At 71.4% G+C, this 24,903-nt stretch carries 23 protein-coding genes; 11 read left to right on the top strand and 12 right to left on the bottom strand.

Translation table 11 applies throughout. From position 1 onward, the window contains the following. Window positions 1-14 precede the first annotated feature (14 nt). Window positions 15-740: a hypothetical protein gene (locus tag ACTOQ1_RS02450; RefSeq protein WP_440064091.1), complete on the top strand. Its 726-nt coding sequence runs from the start codon at window positions 15-17 to the stop codon at window positions 738-740. Window positions 741-804: 64 nt separating this feature from the next. On the opposite strand, the gene ACTOQ1_RS02445 is transcribed toward ACTOQ1_RS02450, so the two are convergent. After that, the gene (locus ACTOQ1_RS02445; protein ID WP_440064089.1) at window positions 805-1,926 is read right to left on the bottom strand and encodes a ferritin-like domain-containing protein; all 1,122 of its coding nucleotides are present in this window, start codon (window positions 1,924-1,926) and stop codon (window positions 805-807) included. Between the two features lie 93 nt (window positions 1,927-2,019). Between ACTOQ1_RS02445 and ACTOQ1_RS02440 the strand changes: the two genes are divergently transcribed. Then, window positions 2,020-2,670, top strand: coding sequence for a TetR/AcrR family transcriptional regulator C-terminal domain-containing protein (locus ACTOQ1_RS02440; protein WP_440064087.1), 651 nt, complete (start codon window positions 2,020-2,022; stop codon window positions 2,668-2,670). A 75-nt stretch (window positions 2,671-2,745) separates the two neighbouring features. On the opposite strand, the gene ACTOQ1_RS02435 is transcribed toward ACTOQ1_RS02440, so the two are convergent. Continuing rightward, window positions 2,746-3,240 (bottom strand): transglycosylase SLT domain-containing protein, encoded by a 495-nt coding sequence (locus ACTOQ1_RS02435; RefSeq protein ID WP_440064086.1) that lies wholly within the window; start codon window positions 3,238-3,240, stop codon window positions 2,746-2,748. A 339-nt stretch (window positions 3,241-3,579) separates the two neighbouring features. Beyond that, window positions 3,580-3,969 (bottom strand): transglycosylase SLT domain-containing protein, encoded by a 390-nt coding sequence (locus ACTOQ1_RS02430; RefSeq protein ID WP_440064084.1) that lies wholly within the window; start codon window positions 3,967-3,969, stop codon window positions 3,580-3,582. A gap of 220 nt (window positions 3,970-4,189) precedes the next feature. On the opposite strand from ACTOQ1_RS02430, the gene ACTOQ1_RS02425 reads away from it, so the two are divergent. Then, a complete protein-coding gene (locus tag ACTOQ1_RS02425) occupies window positions 4,190-4,675 on the top strand; it encodes a glutathione peroxidase (RefSeq protein ID WP_440064082.1) in 486 nt (161 codons plus the stop codon). Here ACTOQ1_RS02425 and ACTOQ1_RS02420 read toward each other — a convergent pair. Then, window positions 4,647-5,645, bottom strand: coding sequence for a LacI family DNA-binding transcriptional regulator (locus tag ACTOQ1_RS02420; protein ID WP_362680727.1), 999 nt, complete (start codon window positions 5,643-5,645; stop codon window positions 4,647-4,649). The two genes, ACTOQ1_RS02425 and ACTOQ1_RS02420, sit on opposite strands and share 29 nt — an antisense overlap. Before the next feature lie 177 nt (window positions 5,646-5,822). Between ACTOQ1_RS02420 and ACTOQ1_RS02415 the strand changes: the two genes are divergently transcribed. Continuing rightward, the gene (locus ACTOQ1_RS02415; protein WP_362680724.1) at window positions 5,823-7,043 is read left to right on the top strand and encodes an ABC transporter ATP-binding protein; all 1,221 of its coding nucleotides are present in this window, start codon (window positions 5,823-5,825) and stop codon (window positions 7,041-7,043) included. 187 nt (window positions 7,044-7,230) lie between these two features. Here the strand turns inward: ACTOQ1_RS02415 and ACTOQ1_RS02410 are convergent, their stop codons facing one another. Then, window positions 7,231-7,983: an SDR family NAD(P)-dependent oxidoreductase gene (locus ACTOQ1_RS02410; protein ID WP_440064080.1), complete on the bottom strand. Its 753-nt coding sequence runs from the start codon at window positions 7,981-7,983 to the stop codon at window positions 7,231-7,233. Window positions 7,984-8,205: 222 nt separating this feature from the next. On the opposite strand from ACTOQ1_RS02410, the gene ACTOQ1_RS02405 reads away from it, so the two are divergent. The 5 genes from ACTOQ1_RS02405 to ACTOQ1_RS02385 all read left to right on the top strand — a co-directional run bounded on the left by ACTOQ1_RS02405 (window position 8,206) and on the right by ACTOQ1_RS02385 (window position 14,020). After that, a complete protein-coding gene (locus ACTOQ1_RS02405) occupies window positions 8,206-8,640 on the top strand; it encodes a DUF6223 family protein (RefSeq protein ID WP_440064079.1) in 435 nt (144 codons plus the stop codon). A 300-nt stretch (window positions 8,641-8,940) separates the two neighbouring features. Further along, window positions 8,941-10,167 (top strand): PQQ-dependent sugar dehydrogenase, encoded by a 1,227-nt coding sequence (locus ACTOQ1_RS02400; RefSeq protein ID WP_440064077.1) that lies wholly within the window; start codon window positions 8,941-8,943, stop codon window positions 10,165-10,167. 206 nt (window positions 10,168-10,373) lie between these two features. After that, complete coding sequence (locus ACTOQ1_RS02395) at window positions 10,374-11,402, top strand: hypothetical protein (RefSeq protein ID WP_440064076.1); 1,029 nt, start codon at window positions 10,374-10,376, stop codon at window positions 11,400-11,402. Continuing rightward, on the top strand, window positions 11,392-13,182 hold the full coding sequence (locus ACTOQ1_RS02390; protein ID WP_440064075.1) for a DUF4012 domain-containing protein: 1,791 nt from the start codon (window positions 11,392-11,394) through the stop codon (window positions 13,180-13,182). The genes ACTOQ1_RS02395 and ACTOQ1_RS02390 overlap by 11 nt, the downstream gene beginning before the upstream one ends. Window positions 13,183-13,288: 106 nt before the next feature. Next, on the top strand, window positions 13,289-14,020 hold the full coding sequence (locus tag ACTOQ1_RS02385) for an arsenate reductase/protein-tyrosine-phosphatase family protein (protein ID WP_440064073.1): 732 nt from the start codon (window positions 13,289-13,291) through the stop codon (window positions 14,018-14,020). On the opposite strand, the gene ACTOQ1_RS02380 is transcribed toward ACTOQ1_RS02385, so the two are convergent. Next, complete coding sequence (locus tag ACTOQ1_RS02380) at window positions 13,998-15,389, bottom strand: polysaccharide biosynthesis tyrosine autokinase (RefSeq protein ID WP_440064072.1); 1,392 nt, start codon at window positions 15,387-15,389, stop codon at window positions 13,998-14,000. The two genes, ACTOQ1_RS02385 and ACTOQ1_RS02380, sit on opposite strands and share 23 nt — an antisense overlap. Window positions 15,390-15,543: 154 nt before the next feature. Here ACTOQ1_RS02380 and ACTOQ1_RS02375 point away from each other — a divergent pair, with 154 nt between their 5' ends. Both ACTOQ1_RS02375 and ACTOQ1_RS02370 read left to right on the top strand, forming a co-directional pair. Next, the gene (locus ACTOQ1_RS02375) at window positions 15,544-15,756 is read left to right on the top strand and encodes a hypothetical protein (protein WP_440064071.1); all 213 of its coding nucleotides are present in this window, start codon (window positions 15,544-15,546) and stop codon (window positions 15,754-15,756) included. Beyond that, window positions 15,749-16,933: an RNA-guided endonuclease InsQ/TnpB family protein gene (locus tag ACTOQ1_RS02370; RefSeq protein WP_440064070.1), complete on the top strand. Its 1,185-nt coding sequence runs from the start codon at window positions 15,749-15,751 to the stop codon at window positions 16,931-16,933. The genes ACTOQ1_RS02375 and ACTOQ1_RS02370 overlap by 8 nt, the downstream gene beginning before the upstream one ends. Before the next feature lie 37 nt (window positions 16,934-16,970). Here ACTOQ1_RS02370 and ACTOQ1_RS02365 read toward each other — a convergent pair whose 3' ends face one another. From ACTOQ1_RS02365 to asnB, 6 genes are all read right to left on the bottom strand, one after another. Continuing rightward, on the bottom strand, window positions 16,971-18,014 hold the full coding sequence (locus tag ACTOQ1_RS02365; RefSeq protein WP_440064068.1) for an MraY family glycosyltransferase: 1,044 nt from the start codon (window positions 18,012-18,014) through the stop codon (window positions 16,971-16,973). After that, window positions 18,011-19,000, bottom strand: a complete 990-nt coding sequence (locus ACTOQ1_RS02360) for an NAD-dependent epimerase/dehydratase family protein (protein ID WP_440064066.1) — start codon at window positions 18,998-19,000, stop codon at window positions 18,011-18,013. Before ACTOQ1_RS02360 ends, ACTOQ1_RS02365 begins: the two co-directional genes overlap by 4 nt. Before the next feature lie 57 nt (window positions 19,001-19,057). Beyond that, entirely contained in the window at window positions 19,058-20,023 is a 966-nt protein-coding gene (locus tag ACTOQ1_RS02355) for an NAD-dependent epimerase/dehydratase family protein (protein ID WP_440064064.1), read from the bottom strand. Continuing rightward, window positions 20,020-21,156, bottom strand: coding sequence for a glycosyltransferase (locus ACTOQ1_RS02350; protein ID WP_440064063.1), 1,137 nt, complete (start codon window positions 21,154-21,156; stop codon window positions 20,020-20,022). The genes ACTOQ1_RS02355 and ACTOQ1_RS02350 overlap by 4 nt, the downstream gene beginning before the upstream one ends. A gap of 492 nt (window positions 21,157-21,648) precedes the next feature. Continuing rightward, window positions 21,649-22,932 (bottom strand): lipopolysaccharide biosynthesis protein, encoded by a 1,284-nt coding sequence (locus ACTOQ1_RS02345; protein ID WP_440064062.1) that lies wholly within the window; start codon window positions 22,930-22,932, stop codon window positions 21,649-21,651. Beyond that, the gene (asnB, locus tag ACTOQ1_RS02340; protein ID WP_440064060.1) at window positions 22,917-24,827 is read right to left on the bottom strand and encodes an asparagine synthase (glutamine-hydrolyzing); all 1,911 of its coding nucleotides are present in this window, start codon (window positions 24,825-24,827) and stop codon (window positions 22,917-22,919) included. The genes ACTOQ1_RS02345 and asnB overlap by 16 nt, the downstream gene beginning before the upstream one ends. Window positions 24,828-24,903: the final 76 nt, after the last annotated feature.

The following is a 24,903-nucleotide window of genomic DNA, read 5'->3' as shown; positions in this document are numbered from 1 at the left end:
CAAGATATCGCAGCATGTCACGCTTCGATGATCTGCCCGGCTACGCGGCGTCGATCGCTTCGCTGATCGACGCGGTCAATCTCGGCGTTCACATCGCGAGCAGGCCCCTCAGCCGGGAGCTCACCGAGCGGTCCGGCCTCCAGACGGACCTGCTGGTCGATCTCCGATTCGTGCTCCCCGCCAGGCCGCTCACCGCCGAGGGGCTGGCCGCCCTCTACCGCTACAACCCCGTCGACCGGCCGGAGATCGACGTACAGATCGCCCAGGGCACCCTCGTGGACGACGGCGGCGCGCTGCGCGCCACCGCGGCCGCGCTCTCCTTCATCGCCTCCCTGTACGAGGTGCACGCGGCGGTGACCGGCGAGCTGTGGGCCGCCCAGGCCGACCGGCTGCCCGAGCTGGCGGATCTCGCCGGCAGGCTCCTGGCGGCCGGTGCCGCCGGTGGCGGCGGCGCGGCCTTCGCCCAGGCCTCGCCGCCCCACGAACCGGTGGGGACCCCGCCGGGCGTGCTGCTGTTCAACCGGCTGGCCGTGTTGCGCTACCACCGCGCCGACGCGCACGCCGGCGCCTGGATGCGGGAGGGCCTCACCGCGGCCCAGATCATCGCCCTGCCCCCGGGGCCCGCCCGCGACCGGATCGAGGCGGAGACGAACCGCCGCGCCGCGCGGCCGTACGAGAGCCTGACCACCCGTGACCGGCAGGCCCTCCTGCTGGGTCTGAGCGCCCTCGACCTGCCCTGAGGCCCCTCGGGCGCCGAGGAGCCCGGTCCTCGGGAAGGTCCGCCGGGGGGATCAGGTCATCAGGTCAGGATCGCGGCTCCTCGCCGAGGGAGACGGTCTCGGCGACCTCCGCGTGGCGTTCGGCCTCCTCGGCGGCGAACCGCTCGGCGTCGAGCCTCTCGGCGATGTCCTCGTCCTGCCGCATCAGCTTGTCCAGGCTCTGACCCGCCATGTCCAGCACGCCCATGTCGGCGTAGGCCTGCTGCAGGCGGGGGCTCCACAGCCCGATGTCCTTGACGCAGGGGACGATGCGGCTGAAAAGCAGAGAGCGAAAAATCCTGAGATATTCAGACTTGTCGACGCACTCCATGGCCTCGTTGACCTCGGCCTTGGTCAGCCCCAGGTTCTCCCACGTCTCCCGGCCGCGCAGCCGGTCGCGCATCAGGTAGCAGCCCTCGATGACGAAGTCCTCGCGCTCGCGCAGCTCGGACTCGCCGAGCTGCGCGTAGTAGTCGCGCAGCGCCATCCGGCCGAAGGCGACGTGCCGGGCCTCGTCCTGCATCACGTAGGCGAGGATCTGCTTGGGCAGCGGCTTGGTGGTGATGTCGCGCATCACGCCGAAGGCGGCCAGGGCGAGGCCCTCGATGAGCACCTGCATGCCGAGATAGGGCATGTCCCAGCGGGAGTCGCTCAGGGTGTTGTCGAGCAGCGACTTCAGGTGCGGGTTGATGGGGTAGGCCAGGCCCACCTTCTCCTGGAGGAACCGCGCGTAGGTCTCGGCGTGTCGCGCCTCGTCCATGGTCTGGGTGGCGGCGTAGAACTTGGAGTCGAGGTCGGGGACGGACTCCACGATCCGCGCCGAGCAGATCATCGCGCCCTGCTCGCCGTGCAGGAACTGGGAGAACTGCCAGGAGGCGTTGTGCAGGCGCACCTCCTTGCGCTGCCTGTCGTCCATCCGCTCCCAGAGCGGGGTGCCGAAGATCGCGATGGTCTCGTCGGGGACGCCGAGCACGTTGTACGGATCGACCTCCAGGTCCCAGTCGATGCGCTTGACCGAGTCCCACTGCTTGTCCTTGCCCTTCTGGTAGAGGGCGAGCATGCGGTCCCTGCCGTCGTCGTACTCCCAGGTGAAGCGGGCGGCCCCGGCCGCCTCGACGTCCCAGGTGGAGAGCTCGGCGGGAATGGTGTAGAGATCGTGTGTCGACATGCGGCCTCCAGAGACGTACACCGTACGTATCCATAGAGGTTGTCACGTACGCTGTACGTACGTCAATGGAACCGATGAGGGGACGACGGCCATATGCCTGTCCAGCCACTGTCCCGGCCGCGCATCGTCGCCTCGGCCATCGCGCTGATCGAGCGGGAGGGCGCCGACGCGGTGTCGATGCGCGCGATCGCCGCCGATCTGGGCGTGGGTGTGATGTCCCTCTACAACCACGTGCCGAACAAGGAGGCGCTGCTGGACGCGGTGGCCGAGACCGTCCTGTCGCAGATCGAGTTCACCGACGACCCGGACGCCGAGTGGACCGACCGGGTGCGCATGCAGGCGCTCGCCTTCCGGCAGATCGCGAGCCACTACCCGCGCTGCACGATGGTGGTGGTCAGCCGCCAGCTCCGCTCCACCGCCGGGCTGCTCCCCGTGGAGCGGGCGCTGGACACGCTGCGCGAGGCGGGGTTCGGCGGTGACGAGGCGGTGCGCGCCCTGCGCGTGTTCATCGCCTACATCGTGGGCTCGCTGCTGCGGGAGGTCGGGGTGACCCCGACGTTCGCCCCGGTGCACCGCTCGGACGTCAGGGTCGACGAGGTCGATCCCGTGCTGTTCCCCCAGGTCGGCGAGCTGGCTCCGATACTCAACGAGTGCGACCACGAGGCCGAGTTCGCCTTCGGGCTGGAGATGCTCATCCAGGCGATGGCGGTGCGGCTCGGGAGGCCCGGAAGGCCCGGGAGGTGACGCCCGGGGCCCTGGGGCCCCGGGCGTCTGGAGAGTGTTCCCTTCCCCTGGACACTCTCCGTGTCTCCGCGGGGGTCAGTACCAGTTGCTCGACCGGAAGTGACCCCACGCGCCGCACGGTGACCCGTAGCGGCTCTTGATGTAGCTCAGACCCCAGTGGATCTGTGTGATCGGGTTGTATCGCCAGTCCCTGCCGCTGCCGCCCATCTTCGAGCCGGGCAGCGCCTGCGGGATGCCGTACGCACCCGACGAGCGGTTGTACGCGCGGTGGTTCCAGTTGCTCTCCCTGGTCCAGAGACTGTCCAGGCAGCGGAACTGGCGGTGCGGCCACGCTCGGCGGGACACGAGACGATAGGCGATCGTCTTGTTCCTGCCCTTGGCGGTCCTCGCGACCGCTTTCACCCTTGGCTTCACCTGGGTGGCCCAGGTGAGGCGGTACACCGTCCTCGCCGTCCCTTTCCTGGACGTCTCGGAGGTGCTGTCAGCCTGCCCCGTCGTCGGTGGACCGACCATCGCCGAGGCGGTGAGCACGGTCATGACGGTGTTGCGCAGAACGCGGTAGCTGTTCACGTGGATCCTTGTCCTCGGGCCGCGTGCGGAAGGCGCGGGAGGGCACGTGGTGCCCTCCGGCGTCCGACGATCCGGCGTCCGTGGCTCGGACGGGGAACGTCCGCGCGGTCTCTCCGGCCTGTTTCCGGCATGAGACGCCGCGGCGATCTCTCTAGGCCGCTTTCTATTACGCGAGAGCGCGCCGGGCGGCGGATGGGACACGCGAAGGAAAGGTGTTTGCCCGATCTTCGGGATTTACGGGTGATTCGGAGAAGGGGCGGTTACGACCGGCGAATCACCCATGCTGGGAGACGGTGTGAAAATCACCCTGCCATGGGGTTTCAATTCACCGTTCCCTGATCAGTACCAGCCCCGCGTCGTGAAGTGCGCCCACGCCCGGCACGGCGAGCCGTAGCGCTGCTTGATGTAGCCGAGCCCCCACCTGATCTGCGTCCTGGGGTTGGTGCGCCAGTCGCGTCCGGCGCTGGCCATCTTGCCGCCGGGCAGCGCCTGCGGGATTCCGTACGCGCCCGACGAGCGGTTGTGCGCGCGGTGGTTCCAGTTGCTCTCCCTGGTCCAGAGCCTGCTGAGGCAGGCGAACTGGCTGTTGTTCCAGCCGTGCGCGGACACCATGGGCCTGGCGACGGCCTGGTTGCCCGGTCTTGCCGAGGACGCCTGGGCGACCGTGGTGGTGCCGAGGGCGAGCACCGAGGTGATCACCAGCACACCGGTACGGCGGAGCGTCGACATGGGACTCCCTGTGCTTCGGGGACGGGGGACGGCCGACACGATGCCCGGCCATCCGGCGGCGGGCCAGTCGACAGCGCCTGTCAGGGGTCCTGTCAAAGATCGGTAAGAGAATGATCAGAGCATTGGTGAGGCGGGCGTCGTCTCACCTGTGGTGTCGGTCACATTTCACTTGGTGGACGTCATAACTCTCAAATGTGACAGAGGGATTAGGGTGCCGATCATGGGAATCCGTGATATCGCCATTCACACTCTTTCCGGCGCGCCCACCACTCTGGCCGAGCTGGCCGGGGACCGGGCCGTCCTCGTCGTGAACGTCGCCTCCAGGTGCGGCCTCACCCCCCAGTACGCGGGCCTCGTCGACCTCCAGCGGACCTACGGCGAGCGGGGCTTCACCGTCGTCGGCGTGCCGTGCAACCAGTTCTACGGTCAGGAGCCGGGCACCGCCGAGGAGATCCAGGAGTTCTGCTCCACCACCTACGGCGTCGACTTCCCGCTGCTGGCCAAGACCGGGGTCAACGGCGACGACAGGCACCCCCTCTACGAGGCGCTGACCAGTGCCCCCGACGCCAACGGCGAGGCCGGTGACGTCAAGTGGAACTTCGAGAAGTTCCTCGTCGCGCGGGACGGGGAGGTGCTGGCCAGGTTCCGGCCGACCGTCCAGCCCGACGACCCCGCCCTCATCGCGGCGATCGAGAAGTCCCTTTAGGCGCGCAGCTGCCCCTGACGATCAGTTCCGTGGGCAGCAGCACGCCCCGCGGCCTCCTGGCGCCGCCGCGCAGCACCAGCTCGGCGGCGCGGTAGCCGATGTCCCTGGCCGGCTGGGCGATCACCGTCAGCGGCGGTGAGCACAGCTCGGCCCAGGGCACGTCGTCGAACATGATCAGGGACAGGTCCCTGGGAATGCGCAGGTCCAGCTCCCGCGCCGCCAGCACGGCCGCCTCGCCCAGCAGGTTGCCCCCGGCCAGCACGGCGGTCAGGTCCGGCCGGTGCTGGAAGAGCCCGGCGGCGGCGGCGTACGCGGAGTCGCGGCTGCCCCGGGCGACGACGATCAGCTCCTCGTCGACGAGGGGCCCCAGCGCCTGCCTGAAGACCGACAGGCGCTGCTCCTGCCCCGGGCCGCCCAGATAGGCGACGCGCCGGTGTCCCAGCCCCGTGAGGTAGTCGACCGCGGTCCTGACCCCCGCGCGGTCGTCGGCCACCACCGCGGGGATGTCGTCGCGCCCGGCGGCGAGCCGGTGCGCGAACACCGTGACCACCCCGGCCCGCAGGGTCGGCGCCCAGCTGTCGCCGTCGCCCGAGGGGACCGCGATCACCCGGTCCACGCCCTGCTCCAGCAGCGTGCCGATCAGCTCGGCCTCGGACTCGGGATCGTCGCCGGTCGCGCCCACGATCACCGGCTCGCCCGCCGAGCGCGCGCAGGCCAGCACGCCGTCGGCCACCCGGCCGTAGAAGGTGTCGGTGATGTCGGGCAGCAGCAGCCCGATCCCGCCCGAGCGCCGCTGGCGCAGGTTGCGCCCGAGCGCGCTGGGCCGGTAGTCGAGCTGGGCGGCGACGGTCAGCACCCGCTCCCTGGTCTCCGGGCTGGCCGATCCGCCCGACAGAACCCGGGAGACCGTGGCGACCCCCACCCCGGCCGCCCCGGCGACGTCCTTGATCGTCGTACGACGCATGTTCATGGAAACGATTCCATCATGATTTCCAGGTTCGATCCAGTGCGAAGCGGCAACAGCGGTCCTGCTGACAGGCCAGAACCGGGCAGACTCTTGACACGGATGTCCGTTTCCGATGAGATGCATGAAAACGTATCCAATATCGGGTGAACGCGGGGTTGGCCCGAGGCGACAAGGACTTCCATGGCATCCATTGTTCTCAGCAAAGTCGACAAGATCTACGCGGGCGGCGTCAAAGCCGTGAACGGCCTCGACCTTGAGATCAAGGACGGGGAGTTCATGGTGCTGGTCGGGCCGTCCGGATGTGGCAAGTCCACCGCCCTGCGCATGATCGCCGGGCTTGAGGACATCAGCGGCGGCGAGATCTCCATCGGCGACCGGGTGGTCAACCACCTGCCTCCGAAGGACCGCGACATCGCCATGGTCTTCCAGAACTACGCGCTCTACCCGCACATGACCGTCGAGGAGAACCTCGCCTTCGGTCTGAAGCTCCGCAAGATGCCCAAGGCGGAGATCGCCAAGCGCGTCGGCGAGGCCGCCAAGATGCTCGGCCTGGACCAGTACCTCAAGCGCAAGCCCGCCGCCCTCTCCGGTGGCCAGCGCCAGCGTGTCGCCATGGGCCGCGCGATCGTGCGCGAGCCGCAGGCCTTCCTCATGGACGAGCCGCTGTCCAACCTGGACGCCAAGCTCCGCGTCTCCATGCGGGCCTCCCTCAACACCCTGCACGAGCGCCTGGGCGTGACGACCGTGTACGTCACCCACGACCAGGTCGAGGCCATGACCCTCGGCGACCGCGTCTGCGTGCTGCGCGACGGCCTGCTCCAGCAGGTCGACACCCCGCAGAACCTCTTCGACAAGCCGGTCAACCTGTTCGTCGCGGGCTTCATGGGCTCCCCGTCGATGAACTTCGTCAACGCCGAGCTGGTGCGCGGTGACGGCGGCGCCGCCGTCGCCTTCGCGGGCTTCAAGCTGCCGGTGCCGGCCGAGACCCTCGCCGAGAAGCGCGGCCTCGACCAGTACTTCGGCAAGAAGATCATTCTGGGCATCCGCCCCTCCGACTTCGACGACTCGATCGCCGCCAACGGCTCCTCCTCCGGCTGGGTCCGCCTGCCGGTGCGCGCCGAGGTCACCGAGGAGCTGGGCTCGGAGATCAACGTGCTGTTCCTGATCGACGCCCCGCCGGTCCAGCACCAGGACACCGTGGCCGCCGCCGCCGACGACGGCGAGGAGGACGCGACGCTGCCGCTGGTGGGCGACAAGTCGCTGTGGACCGCCCGGGTCAACTCCCGCAGCCACGTCCGTCCCGGCCAGAACATCGAGCTGATCGTCGACACCCACAACCTGCACTTCTTCGACCCGGTCTCGGGCCTGGCGATCGGTCACGAGGCCAACGCCCGCGTCTGATCCACCGCGCGGGCCGCCGTCAGCGGCAAGGCCCGTCCCGACCACCACCGCAGGCCGGAAGGGCCCGCGCCACGACCCCCTCCCGTGGCGCGGGCCCTTTTCGTCTTCTTCGTCTTCTCGTCTTCTTCGTCTTCGCCGGTGGTCTCCCACCGCCGGTCTCCAGCGGTCTTTCTCCCGGGGTCTTCCCTCAGCGGCGGGCGAGGCGGCGCGAGAAGCGGCCGATCGGGCCGAGGGGGAGCAGCCTGCCGACCCTGACGATCACCTTGTAGCGCAGGTCGGGGATGCTCACCCGCACGCCCCGGGCCAGATCGCGCATCGCCTCGCGGACGACGTTGTCCGCCGACAGCCAGAAGAACTCGGGGATGCCCGACTTGTCCATCGAGGCGCGCTCGTGGAACTCGGTGTGCACGAACCCCGGGCACAGGGCCATGACCCGCACGCGGCTGTCGGCCATCTCGACGGCCGTGGACTCGCTGAAGCTGACCACCCACGCCTTGGACGCGCTGTAGGAGCCCCGGGGGAAGAACGCCGCCACCGACGCGACATTGATCACCGCGCCCCGGTCGCGGGCCCGCATCCCCGGCAGCGCGGCCAGCGTCAGCCGCAGCACCGCCTCGCAGTGCAGCTTGAGCATCCGCAGCTCCTCCTCCGCGGGCACGTCGAGGAAGTGACCCCGGTGGCCGAAGCCCGCGTTGTTGACCAGCAGGTCGACTCCCTCCCCGAGCCGCCGCTCCACCGCCTCCAGGCCCTCGTCGGTCACCAGGTCGGCGACGAGCACCTCGCTGCTCACCCCGTATCGCAGGCGCAGTTCCTCGGAGACGGAGACGAGACGCTTCTCGTCGCGGGCGACCAGGACGAGTGAGAATCCGTCGGCGGCCAGGCGGCGGGCGAAGGCGGCACCGATGCCGGCCGTCGCCCCCGTGATCAGTGCGGTTGGCATGCCAGCAGTCTAGGGACGACGCCGTGGACCGGACGTACGGGCCTACCGCGGATGCAGCAGGTCTTCGCGGCTCGTGCGGCGCCTGCGGTGGCTCGTGCGGCGCCTGCGGTGGCTCGTGCGGCGTCTGCGGTAGGGAGAGGTGTCTCCGTCAGCGGGATGACCGGCGACGGGTTCAGCGGACATAGTTCTGGCGTCCAGTCGCAGGAAGCGAAGGAGAACGTCATGTCCGTCCTGTTGGTGCTTGCCGCGCAGACGGCCTCGCCGGTCTGTACGACGTCGGCGGAATGCGCGGGCCAGGGTGTCGATACCTTCCTCGGGACCACGCAGCGAATCTGGGCCAGTGTGGCCGCGCTGGTGGCGCTGGGCGGCGTGGTCATCGGCTGGCTGGCGCTGCGCTCCGTGCGCCGCATCGGCAACGGCGGAAGGAGGGGAGCCATCGTGGCCCTGGTGGCGGGGTTGACCGGCGGGCTCAACGGCGCGGTGAATCTGGCCGTCGCCGACGGTGGTCTCGGCACCGGCAACGGAGTGTTCGGGGGAGCCATGGCCCTGGTGTTCGGGCTGGTCGGCGCGGTCCTCGGCGGGCTGGCTCTGACCCGCTCCCGCCGCGCCGAGCTGCTGACCGCGGCGAGTACGAGCGCGCGATCGAGGCCCCGATGACCGTACACGCCTCGATCACCGCACGGCGATCGCTCCTCGTGATCTTGTATGTACGTACAGGCGGACAGCTGTACATCGACCTCGGCTCGGGCCAGGAAGGCGATCACTGAGGCCGGGTACGCGCCGGCCGGGCTCGCCACCCAGCGGACAGGCCGGGGAGAAGGCCGGGGAGAATGGACATGCGCGGACGGGGGAGGGCAGGGGCGTGCGGGAGTCGCCCGGCGCGGCCGGAACCTTCGCGGCGCCCGGCGCGTACAAGTGATCGCCTGAGCAGGTGACGAACACAGGAGGCTGAGAACCGTGCCGATCTCCCGCCGGACAGGACGCCGGACAGGATGGGGCCTGGCCCTGCTGAGCGCGGCGCTGGTCGCCTGCTCCTCCACCGGCGCCACCGAGACCACCGGGACCACCGGGTCCGCCGACTCCGGATCCGCCCCTCCCACCGCGTCGCCCACGGCTACGGGCGCGGAACCCACCGGGAAGACGGGGACGGACGTCGCGCCGAAGGTCCGCTTCACCGAGTTCGCCCGGCTCGACATGCCGGTGGCGATGGCCCTGCGCGAGGACGACCCGACGCTCTACATCGCCGAGCAGACGGGACGGCTGCGCGCGGTGAAGGACGGGAAGGTCGCCGAGGCGCCCGTCGTCGACCTCTCCGGGGAGATCAGCACGGGCAACGAGCAGGGACTGCTCGGGGTGGCCTTCCACCCGGACGGGAACTTCCTCTACCTGAACTGGACCGACCGCGAAGGACACACCCACCTCACCGAATGGGCCTTCTCCGGCGGGAAGGCGACCGGCCGCAGGGACGTGCTGACCCAGCGGCAGCCGTACGCCAACCACAACGGCGGGCAGCTCGCCTTCGGGCCCGACGGGCACCTCTACATCGCCCTCGGCGACGGCGGCAGCGGGGGAGACCCGCAGGGCAACGGCCAGAACCTGGACACCTGGCTCGGCAAGATCCTCAGGATCGACCCGCGCGGCACCCCGTACAAGGTCCCCCGCGACAACCCGTTCGCCGGCAGGCAGGGCGCCAAGCCGGAGATCTGGTCCTACGGCCTGCGCAACCCCTGGCGGTTCACCTTCGACGCGAGGACCGGCGACATGTGGATCGGCGACGTCGGCCAGAACGCCTGGGAGGAGGTCGATTTCGAGCCGAAGGGCGAGGGCGGCCGCAACTACGGCTGGAACCTGAAGGAGGGCACCCACCCCTTCGAGGGCGGCGACGGCGGCGACGGCGGCGACACGGTGGATCCCGTCATCGAGTATCCGCTGGGCGAGGGCGGCAACTGCTCGGTCATCGCCGGATACGTCTACCGGGGCAAGAAGATCCCCGGCCTGGAGGGGCGGTTCGTCTACGGCGACTTCTGCGCGGGCTGGGTCAAGGCCGCGCCCCCCGGCGGGAAGGGGCGTGGCGACGATCTCGGCACGGTGGAACAGCTGTCGTCCTTCGGCCAGGACCACGACGGCGAACTGTACGCGCTCAGCCTGTCGGGGCCCGTCTACCGGGTCGAGGCCGCGCCGTGACCCGTCCGGCCCCGGGCAGCTCTCCGCCGGGACGGACCGTCTCGTCACCATAAATGATCAGAGAACAATCGGCGATCATTCGGTAAGGGACGTGAGCCGATCGGGCGGGCTTTTCGATAGGAAAATATAACGGGTTCCTGAGGCATGTCGTTTGTGTGCCAAGCGTCTGTTCCTGGACTGATCATATTCGCCATGAGGAGCCCGAAATGGCCGGAAAGTTCATTGTGTCCATTCTTCTCACGGTGATGGCCGGGAGCGGCGCGGGGATGGGGGCGGGCGGGACGGCGACCGCCGAAACCGGCCTCCGGACGTTGGCGGCGTCCCCGTACCCCCCGTCCGTCGACTTCGCCGCCGCCGCCGCGAGGCTCGCCGCCGAGGCCGAAGAGGTCCTCGCCGACGCCGAGGGCGTCGCCTCCGAGGCCGAGGCCGTCGCCTCGCAGGCCGAGGCGATCGCCACCGCCGTGGAGAACCTCGCCGGCGTCGTCGGCGGAGCGAACTTCGACGCCCAGCGGGCCTCCGTCGCCTCGGCGCGGGCCAGGCTCCGCGCCGTACGGGACGGCGAGGACGGCGCCACCAGCGCGGCGAGGGTCGCGCCCGCCGCCGCGCGGCTCGTCTCCGCGGCCCGGCGGGCCGCCTCCGCCGCGGAGATACGCCCCGGGGACGAGGGGGACGGCTCCTACGCCGCGTCGCTCGCCGCCCAGGCGGAGAAGATCGCCGCCAGGGCCAGGGACATCATCAAGAGGGCCAGGGAGATCGCCGGCAGGGCCGGGGACATCGCCTCCGAGGCCGGCGGCCTCGCGGTTCTCGCGGCGCCGTTCGACTCCGCCGCCGCGGTGGTGGCCACCGGCGCCCAGCGGGTGGCCACCGAGGCCGAGGAGATCGCCAAGGCCGCCGCGATCCTCGCCTCCGCCGCGGAGTCCCTCGCCCTCGCCGCCCGGAACCTCGCGCGCCTCATCGCCGACGCCGAGGCCGACACGGGTGACGGCGACGGCGACGGATTCGGGGACGGAGACGGTTTCGGGGGATGTGGCGACGACTGCGGTGACGACTGCGGCGACGGCGACGAGGGGTGCGTCCGCGGAGCCTCACTCGAGACGGGCGGCGGTGACGGCGGGCTGCCCTTCACCGGAGCGCCCCTGACGGCCGTGGTCGCGGTGGGCGGTGGCCTGCTGGCCGCCGGGGCCGCGGGCATCCTGATCTCCGTGCGGCGCCGTCGATCCTCCAGTGGCGCGTAGCGGGCGCAGCCGGCATCGGGTACCGCCGAGAAGGCGCCGCCGGGCCGTCACGGCCTGCCTGCTGGCCCTCGCCGTCGCCGTACCGGCCGGGGGCTGGTCCGCCCACCGCGGCCTGAGCGTGCGAGATCACCTGGAGGCGACCGAGAACGCGCTGATCCGGCTGCGCGCGGCGGTGGGCACGGGCGAACCCGGCCTCATGGCGGGGCCGCTCGCCGAGGCCCGGCGGCACGCGGCCGAGGCGCGACGGCTGACCGCCGGCGTGGACTGGTCGGTGCTCACCCGCACCCCGATGCTGGGCGACGCCGCGACGACCGTCCGGGCACTGGCCGAGGGGGTCGCGGAACTGACCGACGTGCTGGACGGCCTCCAGCGGGCCGGCGCGGCGTTCGTCGCGGCGGCCACGCCCTCCCCGGGCGGCCCGAGGCGGCTGCTGGCCATCGCCGAGACGGCGGCGCCGGTCCTCGGCGACGCCGTCACCCGGCTCGCGCGGGTGAGCGCCCGCCTGGCGGCCGTCCCGGCGCACACCGGCGTGGACCGGCTGGACCGGGCGCGCGGCACGGCGCTGCGCGAGGTCGACCGGCTGCGCGCCACGCTGGGCGACGTGGCGACGGCCGCCGCGCTGCTCCCCCCGATGCTGGGCGGCGACGGCCCGCGCCGCTACTTCCTGGCCTTCCAGACCAACGCCGAGGCGCGGGGCACCGGAGGGCTGGTGGGAGCCTTCGGCATCCTGAGGGCCGACCGGGGCCGGATCTCCGTCGAACGGCTGTCCGCCGACACCGGCCTGTTCACCAGCCCCGTCCCCGTCGCCGACCACGGCCGGGAGTTCCTGCGGCGCTACGGTCCGGGCGCGACCAGGACGCTGTCCGTCTCCAACCTCTCCCCGCACTTCCCGTACGCCGCCGCCACCTGGGCCGGGTTGTGGGAGCGGCGGGCCGGCACCCGGCTCGACGGCGCCGTGGCCGTCGACCCGGCCGGGCTGGCCCACCTGCTGCGGCTGATCGGCCCGGTCACCCTGCCCGGAGGGGAGAAGGTGACCGGGGGAAACGTCGTCGACCTCACCGAGCGGGCGGCCTACGCCCGCTACGCCGACCCGATGGCGCGCAAACGCTTCCTCCTCGAGATCGCCGGTGCCGTCGGCGAGGCGCTGCCCAGGTCGCCGGCCGACCCCGCGGCGCTGCTGCCCGTGATGGGCCGCATGGTGGGCGAGCGGCGGATCCAGGTGTGGAGCCGCCACGGCGCGGAACAGCGGATCCTGGCCCGCGCCCCCATCGGCGGCGTGCTGCCGTCGCGGCCGGGGCCGTTCGCGGGACTGGTGGTCAACAACTCCGCCGGAGGCAAGCTCGACTACTACCTGGACCGCTCCCTCGACTACGAGCTGGGCCCCTGCCGGGACGGCCTGCGCTCCTCGACGGTGCGGGTCGGGCTCACCAACGACGTCCCGCGGGGGACGCTGCCCTCCTATGTCACCGGCCGGCTCGACTCCTCCCGGGGTCCCCGCGTCCCCGGCTCCAACCTGCTGTGGGTGTCGCTGTACGGCGCGCTCGGCGGCCGGCTGACCGGGGCCCGGCTCGACGGCGACCGGACGGCCGTCGTCAGGGGGACCGAGCGGTCCCACCCCGTCTACTCGGTGATGCTGGAACTCGCCCCCGGGCAGTCGAGGTCCCTGGAGTTCGACCTCACCGAGGTCGCCTCGCCGGAGCCGCCGCTGGTCCCCGTCCAGCCGCTCGTCCGGCCGCAGCGGACCCGCGTCACCGAGGACCCACACGGTTGCGCACCCTGATGGGAACGGACCTCTTCCGTACGATCTGTCGCGTGCGTCGGTATAAAAGGGCAAAGAGCGGTGTGCCGCCGGCGGCGGCGCACGGGAGCCGATCTACCCTCTCGTCATGAGGGCCTCACCGGAGCACGCCGGGATCGCGCGGAGCCCCGCGACCGGAGGAGCCGCCGTGATCACCGGCTGCGGGGAGACCGGGCTCGCCCCGCCCGGACACGAGGGCTGCGGCTCGCGCTGCTGGCGGGACGTGCGGAAGGCGCCGGCGCCCCGGGAGGGCGCCCGGTTCAGCATCCTGTTCGTGTGCACGGGCAACATCTGCCGTTCCCCGCTCGCCGAGCGGCTGACCCGCGCGGCGCTCGGGCCGTGCCCGGCGGTTCAGGTGACCAGCGCGGGCACCCACGCCCGGCCCGGGATGGAGATGGCCGGGCACACCCGGCGCACGCTGGTGCGGCTCGGCGGGGACCCCGCGGACTTCGGCTCCCGCCTCCTCGTCCCCGGCCTGGTGGCCGAGGCGGACCTGGTGCTCACGGCCACCGGCCGGCACCGGGCGCACGCGGTGGCCCTGCATCTCGCGGCGGCCACCCGGACCTTCACCATCGCCGAGTTCGGCACGCTGGTGGGAGCCGTACCGCCGGGGAAGATCACCCGGTATCGCGATCCCGTGCGCCGGGCCCGCGCCCTGGTCGACGAGGCGCGGGCGCTGCGCGGGCTGGTGCGGGTGGACGAGCTCGACATCGCCGATCCCTACCAGGGTTCCCGGCTGGCCCACCGGGCGGCCGGGCGGAGCATCGCGAGGGCGCTCGCCGTCCCGCTCCGGCTGCTCACACACCCACAGGCTGATTGACCTTGGACGTGGACTTCTTGGGCTCGTACCCGTAGCCGTAGCCGTACCCGTAGCCGAAGTACGTGTTGTCCTTGAGCGGGAAGAAGTTCAGGACGGTCCCCACCACGCGGGCGTTGACCGACGCCAGCAGCTCCGTGGCGCGCGCCATGTGCTCCCGCCGGGTCTTGCCGTGGCGGGTGACGAGGAGAACGCCGTCGCAGAGCGCGCCGAGCGTCGCGGCGTCGGTCACCGGCAGCAGCGGCGGCGCGTCGATGATCACCATGTCGTACGTCTCGGTCAGCTGGGCCAGCACCTCGCGCATCCCGCCGGAGCCGAGCAGCTCGCTCGGGTTCGGCGGGATCTGCCCGCTCGGCAGGACCGACATGCCCGGCTCGCCCCAGACCTGGATGACCTCCTTCAGCTGGGCCCTGCTGATCAGCACGTCCGTCAGGCCCGTCGTCCCCTCGATGCCGAGATAGCCGGGGATGGTCGGGCGGCGCAGGTCGCCGTCCACCAGCATGACCCGCCATCCGGCCTGGGCCAGGGTTATCGCCAGGTTGGCCGAGATCGAGGACTTTCCCTCGCTCGGCAGGCAGCTGGTGACCACGAGCGACTTCGGCTGCCGGTCGACGCCGATGAACTGCAGGTTGGTGCGGAGCGTGCGAAACGCCTCGGACCTGGACGACCGGCCCTGGTTGCGCACGATCAGCGGATGGCGCCGCGCGTCCCGCTCGTAGCCGATGACTCCCAGGGTCGAGCTGCCCGACGCCTGCTGCAGTGCCTCCGTCGACTTGACGGTGGTGTCCAGGCGGTCACGGACGACGATGACGGCCATGGCCAGGATCAGGGCGACCAGCAGGGCCATCGCCAGGTTGACCACCGGCCTGGGACTGACCGGAGCCTCGGGCGTCTCCGCCCGGTCCACCAGCGTGATCTTCACGATGGGGCGGCTGGAGGGGGTGGGCCGTTCGATCTGGTCGATGAGCTCGGCGAAGCGCTCGCCCAGGGCGTTGGCCAGGCCGGCGGCCCGCGAGGGGTCGCGATCGCCGACCGTGGCGCGCAGCAGCACGGTGCCGGGGACGGCCTCCGCGGTGATGTTCGCCTGCACGCGCTCCACGTCGTCCTCGCCGGTGATCTGGCCGACCACCCGCCGGCTGGAGAGGAGGGTCGCGTACGAGTGCACCCGCTGCGCCGACAGCATTCCCGCCTGGTAGGCGGTGGACAGGCTCCCCTCCCTGTCGTGGCCCGAGACCAGCATGGAGATCGTCGCGACGTACTTCGGCGGCGTGCCGGCCGTGACGACGGTCGCCGCGCCCACGGCCAGGATCAGCGCCAGGAGGATGAACGGCCAGTTCCTGCGCGCGAGCCGCGTGTAGTAGAGGAGCTCCATCAGATCCTCCCGAGGGGACCGTCGCCTTTAGGCGACGGGGGAATCGGGAGCGGGAGGGCCGTCAGAGCCCGAGTGTGCCCTGGCCGGTCAGGTCTGCGCATTGGAGATTTCCGATCGTCGCGCGTTGGATGGATGGTGCTGTTGTAATGGTCGTGTGACTCGTCAGGTGCGCACCTGTCCCGGTGCGGCGTACGACCTCGGATACCACGTGGTGTGGTGTCCGAAGTACCGCCTGGAGGAGTTGTACGCGCTGTGGTCGCGGTCGTTCTTCGTGGCCACGGCCGGCGCGGTGTCGGTCGATACCGTGCGGCGCTCCATCGAGCTCCAGGACGATCGTGTCCCCACGGGCGGGGGTGCTCGTGCGTAGGTCGTTCAAGTTCCTGCTGCGTCCCACCCGCCATCAAGAGGTCGCCCTCACCGCGTGCCTGGATGACCACCGGCAGTTGTACAACGCCGCGCTGGAGCACCGCCGCACCGCCTACCGCAAGGCAGGCGTGACGGTCCGCTACGGTGAGCAGTCGGCCGACCTCAAGCACATCCGCGCCGACGACGCAGACGGTCAAGGCCGCTGGTCGTTCTCCTCCCAGCAGGCAACTCTGCGCCGTCTCGACAAGGCGTTCGTCGCGTTCTTCGCCCGCTTCCAAGCCGGGCGCACACCGGGTTTTCCTCGTTTCAAGGGGCGCGGCCGGTTCGACACGGTGACCTGGCCCAAGGACGGCGACGGCTGCCGGTGGGACTCCCAGCGCGAACACCCGTCCGCGACGTTCGTCCGCCTCCAGGGCATCGGGCATGTACGCGTTCACCAGCACCGCGCGGTGCGTGGCATCGTGAAGACGATCAGCGTGAAACGTGAAGGTTCGCGCTGGTATGTGATCCTCGCCTGCGACGACGTGCCCGCCGAGGCCCTGCCCGCCACAGGCGCCACCGTCGGGATCGACATGGGAGTGGCCTCGCTGGTCACCACCAGCGACGGAGAACACTTGGACAACCCGCGCCACCTGGCGGCCTGCGCAGAGCGCCTGGCCGTCGCGCAGCGGGACCTCGCCCGCACCAAGCGCGGCTCCAATCGGCGCCGCAAGGCGGTGGCGCGGCTCGCGGCCCTGCACGGCAAGGTCCGCCGCCAACGCCTCGACGGCGCGCACAAGGCGGCCCTGCGCCTGGTGCGGGCCTACGACGTCATCGCGCATGAGGACCTGCGGATCGCCAACATGACCCGATCGGCGTCCGGCACCGTGGAGGCACCCGGCCGCAACGTCGCGCAGAAGTCCGGCCTGAACCGCAGCATCCTGGACGCGGGTTGGGGGGTGTTCCTGGCGATCTTGTCGCACAAGGCTGAAAGCGCCGGTCGAGAGCTGATCGCGGTGAACCCCGCCCACACCTCCCGCACCTGTGCCGCCTGCGGGCACTGCGCGCAGGAGAACCGCCTCACCCAAGCCGGGTTCCACTGTCAGCGGTGCGCTCATACGGCGCACGCCGACATTAATGCGGCGATCAACATCCTCAGGGCAGGGCTTGCCCTTCGCGACGTCGCGCAAGCGGCTTAACGAGAAGCCGCTCCCTTCAGGAAGCGGAGGAGTCACGTCAGTGCCGCCTTTCGCGGATCTTAGGGAGAGGTTCGGAGGAGAGGGACGGCGAGCGCAGGCGTCCGCGCTCGCCCCGCAGCAGGCAGATGAGGACGACGGCGATCGCGCAGGCCGCGGCCGTCGCGGCGAGCGGGGAGACCCGGCCCAGGGCCATCGCGAGGCAGAGGGCGCCGGAGATCGCCGCGATCGCGCCGAGCGCCGCCGCGACCGCGCGGGTTCCCAGGCCGGTCCGGCGCAGCCGGTGGGACACGTGGTCGGTGCCGCCCTGCAGCGGTGAGCGGCCCGCCAGCATGCGGGAGGCGAAGACCACGCAGGTGTCGAGGGTCGCCAGGAAGGTCGGCAGGAACAGTCCGGCGACCGCCGCGTCCGCGGGGCGTCCGACGGCGAGGACGGCCGCCGAGCAGGCCAGCGTGAATCCGATGAACAGCGACCCCGAGTCGCCCATGAACACCCGCGCGGGCGCCCAGTTGTACGGCAGGAAACCCAGGCACGCGCAGGTGAGCGCGCACAGGAGCAGCGCGAGCGCGAGGTGGCCCTGCGCCAGGGCGGTGGCCGCCAGGAGGGCCGCGGTGACGGCGGTGACGGTTCCCAGCGCGCCGTCCATGTTGTCCAGCAGGTTGAAGGAGTTCGTCACCACGACGATCCACGCCACGGTGAGGACGCCGTCCAGCCACGTCCCGGTCACGGTCGCCTGGACGCCGGAGAGCACCACCCCGATCGCCACCGCGGTCTCCACGGCCAGCCTGGTGACCGCGGGCAGCGGGGCGATGTCGTCGATCAGCCCGAGGACGGACACCGCGGCCGCGGCGAGGACGATCGCGGTGATCTGCAGGTCGGCGAGGCCGAGGGCGATCAGGGAGGGCACGACGGTGCCCGTCACGATCGCGATGCCGCCGATGTACGGGGTCGGGCGGGCGTGCACCTTGTGGCCGCCGGGGCTGTCGACGAGGTTCCAGCGGACCGCGAGACGCCTCAGCGGTACGACGGCCGTGGCGCTGAGCGCGCAGGCCGCTCCCGAGACGAGGGCGACGGTCCCGCTCACGGGGTGGACGCCGCCGGCTCCCCGGAGGCCTCCCTGATGATCTCGGTGAGGATCTCGTCGAGGCTCCGCCGCGGGACCCAGCCGGTGAGCGCGCTGAGCTTCGCGGTGTCGGGGACCCTGCGGGTCATGTCCTCGAATCCCCGCTCGTAGGCCTCGGAGTAGGGGATGAGGTCGATCCCGGAGGTGGACCCGGTGAACTCGACGATGAGCTTCGCCAGCTCCATGATGCTCACCTCGTCGCCGGAACCGATGTTGAAGGTCTCACCGATCGCCGCGTCCTCGTCGAGCAGCCTGAGCAGCGCGTCGACGACGTCCGCGACGTGCGCGAAGCAGCGGGTCTGGGTCCCGTCGCCGAACACGGTCAGCGGGACGGCCGAGAGCGCCTGCCGGACGAGGCTCGGGATGACCATGCCGTAGCTCGGGCTCTGCCGCGGGCCCACCGTGTTGAACAGCCGGACGATGATCGTCGGCAGGCCGCGCTCCTTGTGGTAGGCGTTGGCGAGGATCTCGTCGACGGCCTTCGCGGTGCTGTAGGCCCAGCGGACCACGGCGGGGCTGCCCAGGATGCGGTCGGAGTCCTCGCGCAGCGCGCCCGAGGAGTTCTTGCCGTAGATCTCGCTCGTGCTGGTGATCAGGATCTTCTTCCGGTACCGGTGCGCGGCCTCGATGACGATCTCCGAACCCCGGATGTTGGTCGTCAGGGACCGCAGCGGCTGCTCGACGATCAGCTTGACGCCGACCGCGGCCGCCAGGTGGACGACGACGTCGCACCGGTGGACCAGCTCGTCGACCATGAGCTCGTCCAGGACGGAACCGTGCACGAAGCGCAGGTTCGGGTGCGGCCTGAGGTTCTCCAGCCGTCCCGTCGAGAGGTTGTCCAGGACGACGACCGAGTCGTCGCGGGCGAGCAGGGCGTCGGCCAGGTGCGAGCCGATGAATCCGCTGCCGCCCGTTATCAGATATCTGGTGGATGATGTCTTGCTCACGGGCTTCTCCTCATCATGTGCTTGGAGAGATCTCTGTCGTCGGCGGGAGACGGCCGCTCACGCCTGCATGCCGGCCACCGCCTCGACGTTGTCGGCCCGCGCCCTCTCGAACCAGGCCACCGTGGTGCGGAGCCCGTCCTCCAGGGAGACGGGGCGCGCCTCGGGGAACAGCTCGCGCAGCAGGCGGGCGGAGGCCTGGGACTCCCGGACGTCGCCCCTGCGCGGTGGCAGGGAGACCGGCTCCACCACCCGGCCGAGGATCTCGGAGAGGAGGTCCATCAGGTGCCGCAGGGAGACACGGGTGCCGAAGGCCAGGTTCACCGGCTTGGTGCTCGTCACCCGGCGGGCGGCCGCGTCGGCGAGGATCCCGGTCACCGACTCCACGTAGGTGAAGTCCCGCGCCTGGCCGCCGTCGCCGTGCAGCGGGACCGGCTCGCCCCGCAGCGCCGCGGAGACGAACGCCGGGATCACCGCCGCGTACGCGTGCCCGGCGCTCTGCAGCGGGCCGTAGACGTTGAAGAAGCGGAACGGCAGGACCGGCAGGCCGTAACTGTGCGCGTAGGCCAGCGCGTAGGCCTCCGCGGCGAGCTTGCCGGCCCCGTACGGGCTGAGCGGCCTGGTGGGCAGGTCCTCGTGCTTGCGGGGTTCGGGACGGTCGCCGTACACCGAGGAGGAGGAGGAGAGGATCACGTGCGGTCTGCTCGCGCGGCACGCCTCCAGCACGTACAGGGTGCCGGTCGCGTTGACGGCGTGCGAGGCGAGCGGGTCGGCCAGCGACCGGGGCACCGAGGGCCTGGCGGCGAGGTGTATCACGTGCGTGGCGCCGGCCACCAGGTCCGTCAGCAGGTCCCGGTCCAGGATGCTGCCGATCACGACGTCGGCCTCGACGCCGTCGAGGTTGGCGAGATCCCCGCTGCTCAGGTCGTCCAGCACCGTGATGTTCCCGACGTCGGGCCTGGCCGCCAGCGTCCGGCAGGTGTGCGCGCCGATGAAGCCGGCGCCGCCCGTCACCAGCACTCTCATCGGCTGTTCCCCCGCGCGAGCAGGTGCCGGCCGCGCGTCTCGCACAGCGACCGGTAGAGGCTCTCGGTGTCCGAGACGAGGCGGTCCAGGGCGAACGCGTGCGTCGTCCAGCCGCGGGCCGCGTCGCCCATCCGGCGGGCGAGGCCGGGATCGGACAGCAGGCGGACGGTGTGCGCCGCCAGTTCGTCCGGGTCGAGGCTCGACAGCAGGCCGGTGTGCCCGTCCCTGACGACCTCGGCGACGCTTCCCACCCGGGTGGAGACCACGGGGGTGCCGGCCATCCCCGCCTCGACGAGCGTGAGCGGGGTGCCCTCGTTGTCCGAGGTGAGCAGGACCACGTCGGCGGCGGCGTAGACCGTCTCCACGTCCCTGCGCCAGCCGAGCAGGTGGAAGGAGTCGCGGACGCTCTCGGCGTCCCGTTCGACCTGCCGCCCGAGCTCGCCGCCGCCGCACATGACGAAGTGGCAGCCGGGGATGCGGCCGAGCACCGCGTGGGCCACGGCGACGAACCGGTCCGGCCGTTTCACCTGGGTGAGGCGGCCCACGTACGCCACCACGGGCGCGTCCTGCGGGATTCCCAGCGCCGCGCGGGCCGCGCCGCGATCGGGGACCGGTCCAGGCCGGACCCCGGGCGGGATGACGACGTACTGCCCGGGACGGCCGATCCCCGCCTGCAGTAACTCGTCCCTGACCCGGGCCCCCACCGTCACCAGCCGGTCGGACACGCGGGCCAGCAGCCGTTCGGTCCTGACGTAGAGGTGACGTCTGGGCGGGGAGAAGTATCCGTGCAGGAGGTGCCCGTGGAACACGTGCACCCGGGCCGAGCCGACGCCCGACAGGCAGGAGGCCGCGCGTCCGAGCGCGCCCGCCTTGGCGGTCCGGGTGTGGACGATGTGCGGGCGGAACCCGCGCATGGCCCCGGTCAGCCCGGCCAGCGCACGGTAGTCGTCGGCCGGCCGGACCGAACGGCCGAGCCCCGGAATCCGGTGGACCTCCACCCCCGAGTCCCGGAGGCGGAGATGGTCGCCCTCGCCGCCCTCGACATGGCCCGTGTAGAGGCGGTGGTCGAATTCCTCGGGGTTCAGTCCCTCGTACAGTCCCATGACCTGAGTGGCCGGTCCGCCGACATTCATACGTGCGATGATCTCCATGACACGAATCCGACCGTCCGGCTTCATTACGGGCTCCTCGGTGATGGGCCTGGTCACTTCGGAGAAACTAACCTCTTTTTGATTCGTTCACCGGCATCGTCACGGCGGCGGCGGGATGTTTTCCCTTCTCCCTACCTGAACATGATCTAAGCCCCCACGCGGCTGGGCCGAGCATCACCGTCATCGGTGAAACGGGCAGGTCGGAGGCGACCGCAACCGCGAGCAAGATCATATGAATCGCGACCTATGACCTTTTTGGAAGAGCATTGTGCGCGCAGAAATGGAATGGTCGATGATGACAGGCCCGGCAGATCGCGATTGCCATACTCGGTCGAGGTTTCGGCGGTCGACGAGCCGGTCATCCCCTCGGGGGCGCGGTCAGGGTAATGTCACCGCGGAAAGTCTGACCCCCGTTCGACGATTCGGCGTTGTCGGCCGGAATTCCGGCGGGAGGCCGATCGCGCCGCCCCGGGATCACGGGTGCGGGAAAGCCGAGACCGCGGAACGCAGGTCGGACAGGCGCGGCAGCAACTCCCGCACCCCGGTCGCGGTCGTCCTGGCGAACCAGGTGATCTCGGCCGCCGCCAGGGCGGTGTAGGCGGTGCTCGCGGCCAGGGCGGCGCCGGTGGCCCCCCACCGGGGGATGAGCAGGGCGTTCAGCGCCAGGTTCGCCGCGAGGGCGCCGGAGGCGAAGGCGGTCATGGTCATCGGGCGGCCCAGCCGCACCAGATACTGCTCGACCGGCCGGAGCAGCGACAGGGCGACGATGCCGGGGGCCAGGAGGAGTATCGGCGTCACGCTGCCGGCGAACGCGGTGCCGTAGAGCAGCGGGACGAGCACCGGTGAGGCGGCCGCCAGGGCGCCGGCGAAGACGGACGACAGCAGCAGGTTGAGCCGCAGGACGCGGACGCTGACGTCCCTGGCGCCGAGCTCGTCCTCGACCGCCTGGCGGGGGAGCGCGACCTGCGTCACCGCGTCGGCGGGCACCCGCGAGAAGGTCAGGAACGCCGCTCCGACGGTGTACAGGCCCACCTCGGCGGGGGAGACGAGGACGCCCAGCAGGAAGACGTCGGCGGTCAGCAGGAGATGGAACGCCGCCAGCCCGGCGTGGTACCGGCACGACAGGGCGAGCTGGCGGCGGGTGAGCGCCGGTTCCACGCGCATGGCGCGCAGGCCGAGCGGCCGCAGGAGCAGCCAGAAGGGCGCGCTCACGGCGGCCGTCCAGCAGACGATCACCGCGGTGAGGGTGAGGTTCCCCGTCGCCGCGAGCACCAGGATCGGCAGGTTCAGGATGAGCGCGGACGCGACGACCCCCCGGTTGACCAGGCTGTTGCGCGACCGCAGCAACGCGATCCCGTTGAGGTTGACCGCCGCGACGCCGAACGGTACCGCGAGCAGGGCGATGACGAGCAGGTGAGGCGAGGGAAGGGGGAGGAACGCGGTCACGGCCGCCAGGGTGGCCGCGGCGGAGGCGAGACCGAGGACCAGCCCGAGGAGCAGGCCGTTGCCCGCCAGGGCGCGGTGTCGCGCGGGGTCCTGCCACAGCGCGATCTGCGACCTCCAGATCGACAGGTTGCCCAGGACGACCGCGATCCCGCCGGTGGTCGCGATCATCGCGTAGACGCCCCGGCCCTCGGGCTGGAGGGTGCGCGCTATCAGGACGCCCGTCATCGCCGCCAGGGTCAGCCGCAGGACGTGGCTGGCCATCGTCTGGACGGCCTGGGTGAGGGCCGCGCTCCCCTTCAGGACCCCGGGCATCCGATCTCCGCCATGACGGGGCCACCCGGGACCGCGTGCGCCCGGTGCCAGAGCTCGAACTGCAGCAGCGCCCACAGCCGGTCACCGTGGTCGGCTCCCTCGGCGTGCTGCCGGAGCAGGTCCTGGACCGCCTCCTGCCGGAACAGCCCCCTGCCCCTGGCGGCGCCGTCGGTGAGCACGTCGTGGGAGAGCTCCCGCAGCTCGCCCCTGAGCCAGGTGGCGAGCGGCACGCCGAACCCCCGCTTGGGACGGTGCGGGAGCCGGTCCGGCAGCCAGGGGGCGACCGCCCGCCGCAGCAGCAGCTTGGTCCGCCGGTCGCGGACCTTCAGCGGGTCGGGGAGCCCCGCCGCCCACTCCATCAGGTGGTGGTCCAGGAACGGTGAGCGGGCCTCCATCGAGTTGGCCATCGTGGTGACGTCGACCTTGACCAGCAGGTCGTACGGGAGGTAGGTGGTCGTGTCGACGTCCAGGACACGGCCGAGGGCGGTCACCGCGGAGGAGTCCCTGAAGGTCTCCTCCAGCAGCCCGTGGCTGTCCACCCCCGCCAGCCGCTCGCGGAGCGCGGGGCCGTAGAGCTCCGCCTTCTGCTCGGCCGTGAAGCAGGACATCAGGCCGGCGTAGCGCCGCGACGGGTGCTCCGCGGCGAACCGCATGACGCGGCCGAGCAGCCGGAGCGACGATCCGTACCCGCTCCGCTCGGTGATGAGGGTGCCGGCGCGGGTGGACGCCGCCGCCAGGGCGCGGGGCATGGCCGGGATCCTGCCGGCCTGGTTCATCAGGGCGTAGCGGCGGTAGCCGCCGAAACACTCGTCGCCCCCGTCGCCGTTGAGCACGACCGTGACGTGCCGCCGGCCCATCCGCGCCACGTGGAAGCTGGGGACGGCCGAGGAGTCGGCGAACGGCTCGTCGAAGTGCCAGGCGAGCAGGGGCAGGACGCCGAGGAGGTCCGCCGTCACGACGAGCTCGTGGTGGTCGGTGGAGTAGCGCTCGGCGACCAGCCGGGCCTCGGCGCGCTCGTCGTAGCGGTCGTCCTCGAAGCCGACGCAGAACGTCTTGACCGGCTCGCGGCTCTGCATGGCCATCGCCGCCACCACGGCCGACGAGTCGATCCCGCCCGAGAGGAACGCCCCGATGGGGCGCTCGCTCACCATGCGGATCCTGGTCGACTCCAGGATCAGCTCGCGCAGGCGCTCCTCCTCCTCCCGCTCGTCCGTCACCACTCGCGGGGTGCGGTCCAGCTCCCAGTAGCGGTGCGTGGTGACCCGCCCCCGCTCCCAGACCAGCACGTGGCCCGGGGGCAGCTTGTGCACGCCCTGGTAGATCGACCACGGCGCGGGCACGTAGCGGTAGGTCAGGTAGTGGTGCAGCGCCACCGGGTCGATCTCGCGGCGCATCCCGGGATCCCTGGCCAGGGACTTCAGCTCCGAGCCGAACCAGATCGAGGCGTGGTCGGACCTCCAGTACAGCGGCTTCTTCCCGACCCGGTCCCGGGCCAGGACCAGCCGCCGCCGGTCACGGTCCCAGACGGCGAAGGCGAACATCCCCCGCAACCGGTGGACCATGTCGACGCCGTACTCCTCGTAGAGATGGGCGAGGCACTCGGAGTCGCCCGCGGAGCTCAGGCGGTGGCCCCGGCTCGCCAGGTCCCGCCGGAGCTCGGCGAAGTTGTAGATCTCACCGTTGAAGACCGACACGACCCGCCCGCCCTCGCCGTAGACGGGCTGGTCGCCGGTCGCCACATCGATGATCGCCAGCCTGCGCATGCCGAGCGCCGCGTGCTCGTCCTCGTGGAAGCCGGAGCCGTCCGGGCCCCGGTGCGCGATCACCTCGCACATGCGGCGGACGAGTTCGGGATCGGGATGCGACATCGACACCATTCCGGCTATCCCGCACATCGGGCCCTCCATTGCTCACCGGCGCCGGCGGCTCGTGACGCCCCTGCCCCGTGCCCTCGTGACGAGCCTGGACGTC

Source organism: Streptosporangium sp. OZ121 (assembly GCF_051918885.1).
Lineage (GTDB): Bacteria > Actinomycetota > Actinomycetes > Streptosporangiales > Streptosporangiaceae > Streptosporangium.
The sequence above is the reverse complement of the archived record's forward strand: the minus strand, read 5'-3'. Positions and strand labels throughout refer to the sequence as shown.

Coding starts and splice junctions, on each gene's coding strand:
- ACTOQ1_RS02450 (WP_440064091.1), top strand. CDS start 15: ATGTCACGCTTCGATGATCTGCCCGGCTACGCGGCGTCGATCGCTTCG.
- ACTOQ1_RS02445 (WP_440064089.1), bottom strand. CDS start 1,926: ATGTCGACACACGATCTCTACACCATTCCCGCCGAGCTCTCCACCTGG.
- ACTOQ1_RS02440 (WP_440064087.1), top strand. CDS start 2,020: ATGCCTGTCCAGCCACTGTCCCGGCCGCGCATCGTCGCCTCGGCCATC.
- ACTOQ1_RS02430 (WP_440064084.1), bottom strand. CDS start 3,969: ATGTCGACGCTCCGCCGTACCGGTGTGCTGGTGATCACCTCGGTGCTC.
- ACTOQ1_RS02425 (WP_440064082.1), top strand. CDS start 4,190: ATGGGAATCCGTGATATCGCCATTCACACTCTTTCCGGCGCGCCCACC.
- ACTOQ1_RS02420 (WP_362680727.1), bottom strand. CDS start 5,645: ATGAACATGCGTCGTACGACGATCAAGGACGTCGCCGGGGCGGCCGGG.
- ACTOQ1_RS02415 (WP_362680724.1), top strand. CDS start 5,823: ATGGCATCCATTGTTCTCAGCAAAGTCGACAAGATCTACGCGGGCGGC.
- ACTOQ1_RS02410 (WP_440064080.1), bottom strand. CDS start 7,983: ATGCCAACCGCACTGATCACGGGGGCGACGGCCGGCATCGGTGCCGCC.
- ACTOQ1_RS02405 (WP_440064079.1), top strand. CDS start 8,206: ATGTCCGTCCTGTTGGTGCTTGCCGCGCAGACGGCCTCGCCGGTCTGT.
- ACTOQ1_RS02395 (WP_440064076.1), top strand. CDS start 10,374: ATGGCCGGAAAGTTCATTGTGTCCATTCTTCTCACGGTGATGGCCGGG.
- ACTOQ1_RS02385 (WP_440064073.1), top strand. CDS start 13,289: ATGAGGGCCTCACCGGAGCACGCCGGGATCGCGCGGAGCCCCGCGACC.
- ACTOQ1_RS02380 (WP_440064072.1), bottom strand. CDS start 15,389: ATGGAGCTCCTCTACTACACGCGGCTCGCGCGCAGGAACTGGCCGTTC.
- ACTOQ1_RS02355 (WP_440064064.1), bottom strand. CDS start 20,023: ATGAGAGTGCTGGTGACGGGCGGCGCCGGCTTCATCGGCGCGCACACC.
- ACTOQ1_RS02350 (WP_440064063.1), bottom strand. CDS start 21,156: ATGAATGTCGGCGGACCGGCCACTCAGGTCATGGGACTGTACGAGGGA.
- ACTOQ1_RS02345 (WP_440064062.1), bottom strand. CDS start 22,932: ATGCCCGGGGTCCTGAAGGGGAGCGCGGCCCTCACCCAGGCCGTCCAG.
- asnB (WP_440064060.1), bottom strand. CDS start 24,827: ATGTGCGGGATAGCCGGAATGGTGTCGATGTCGCATCCCGATCCCGAA.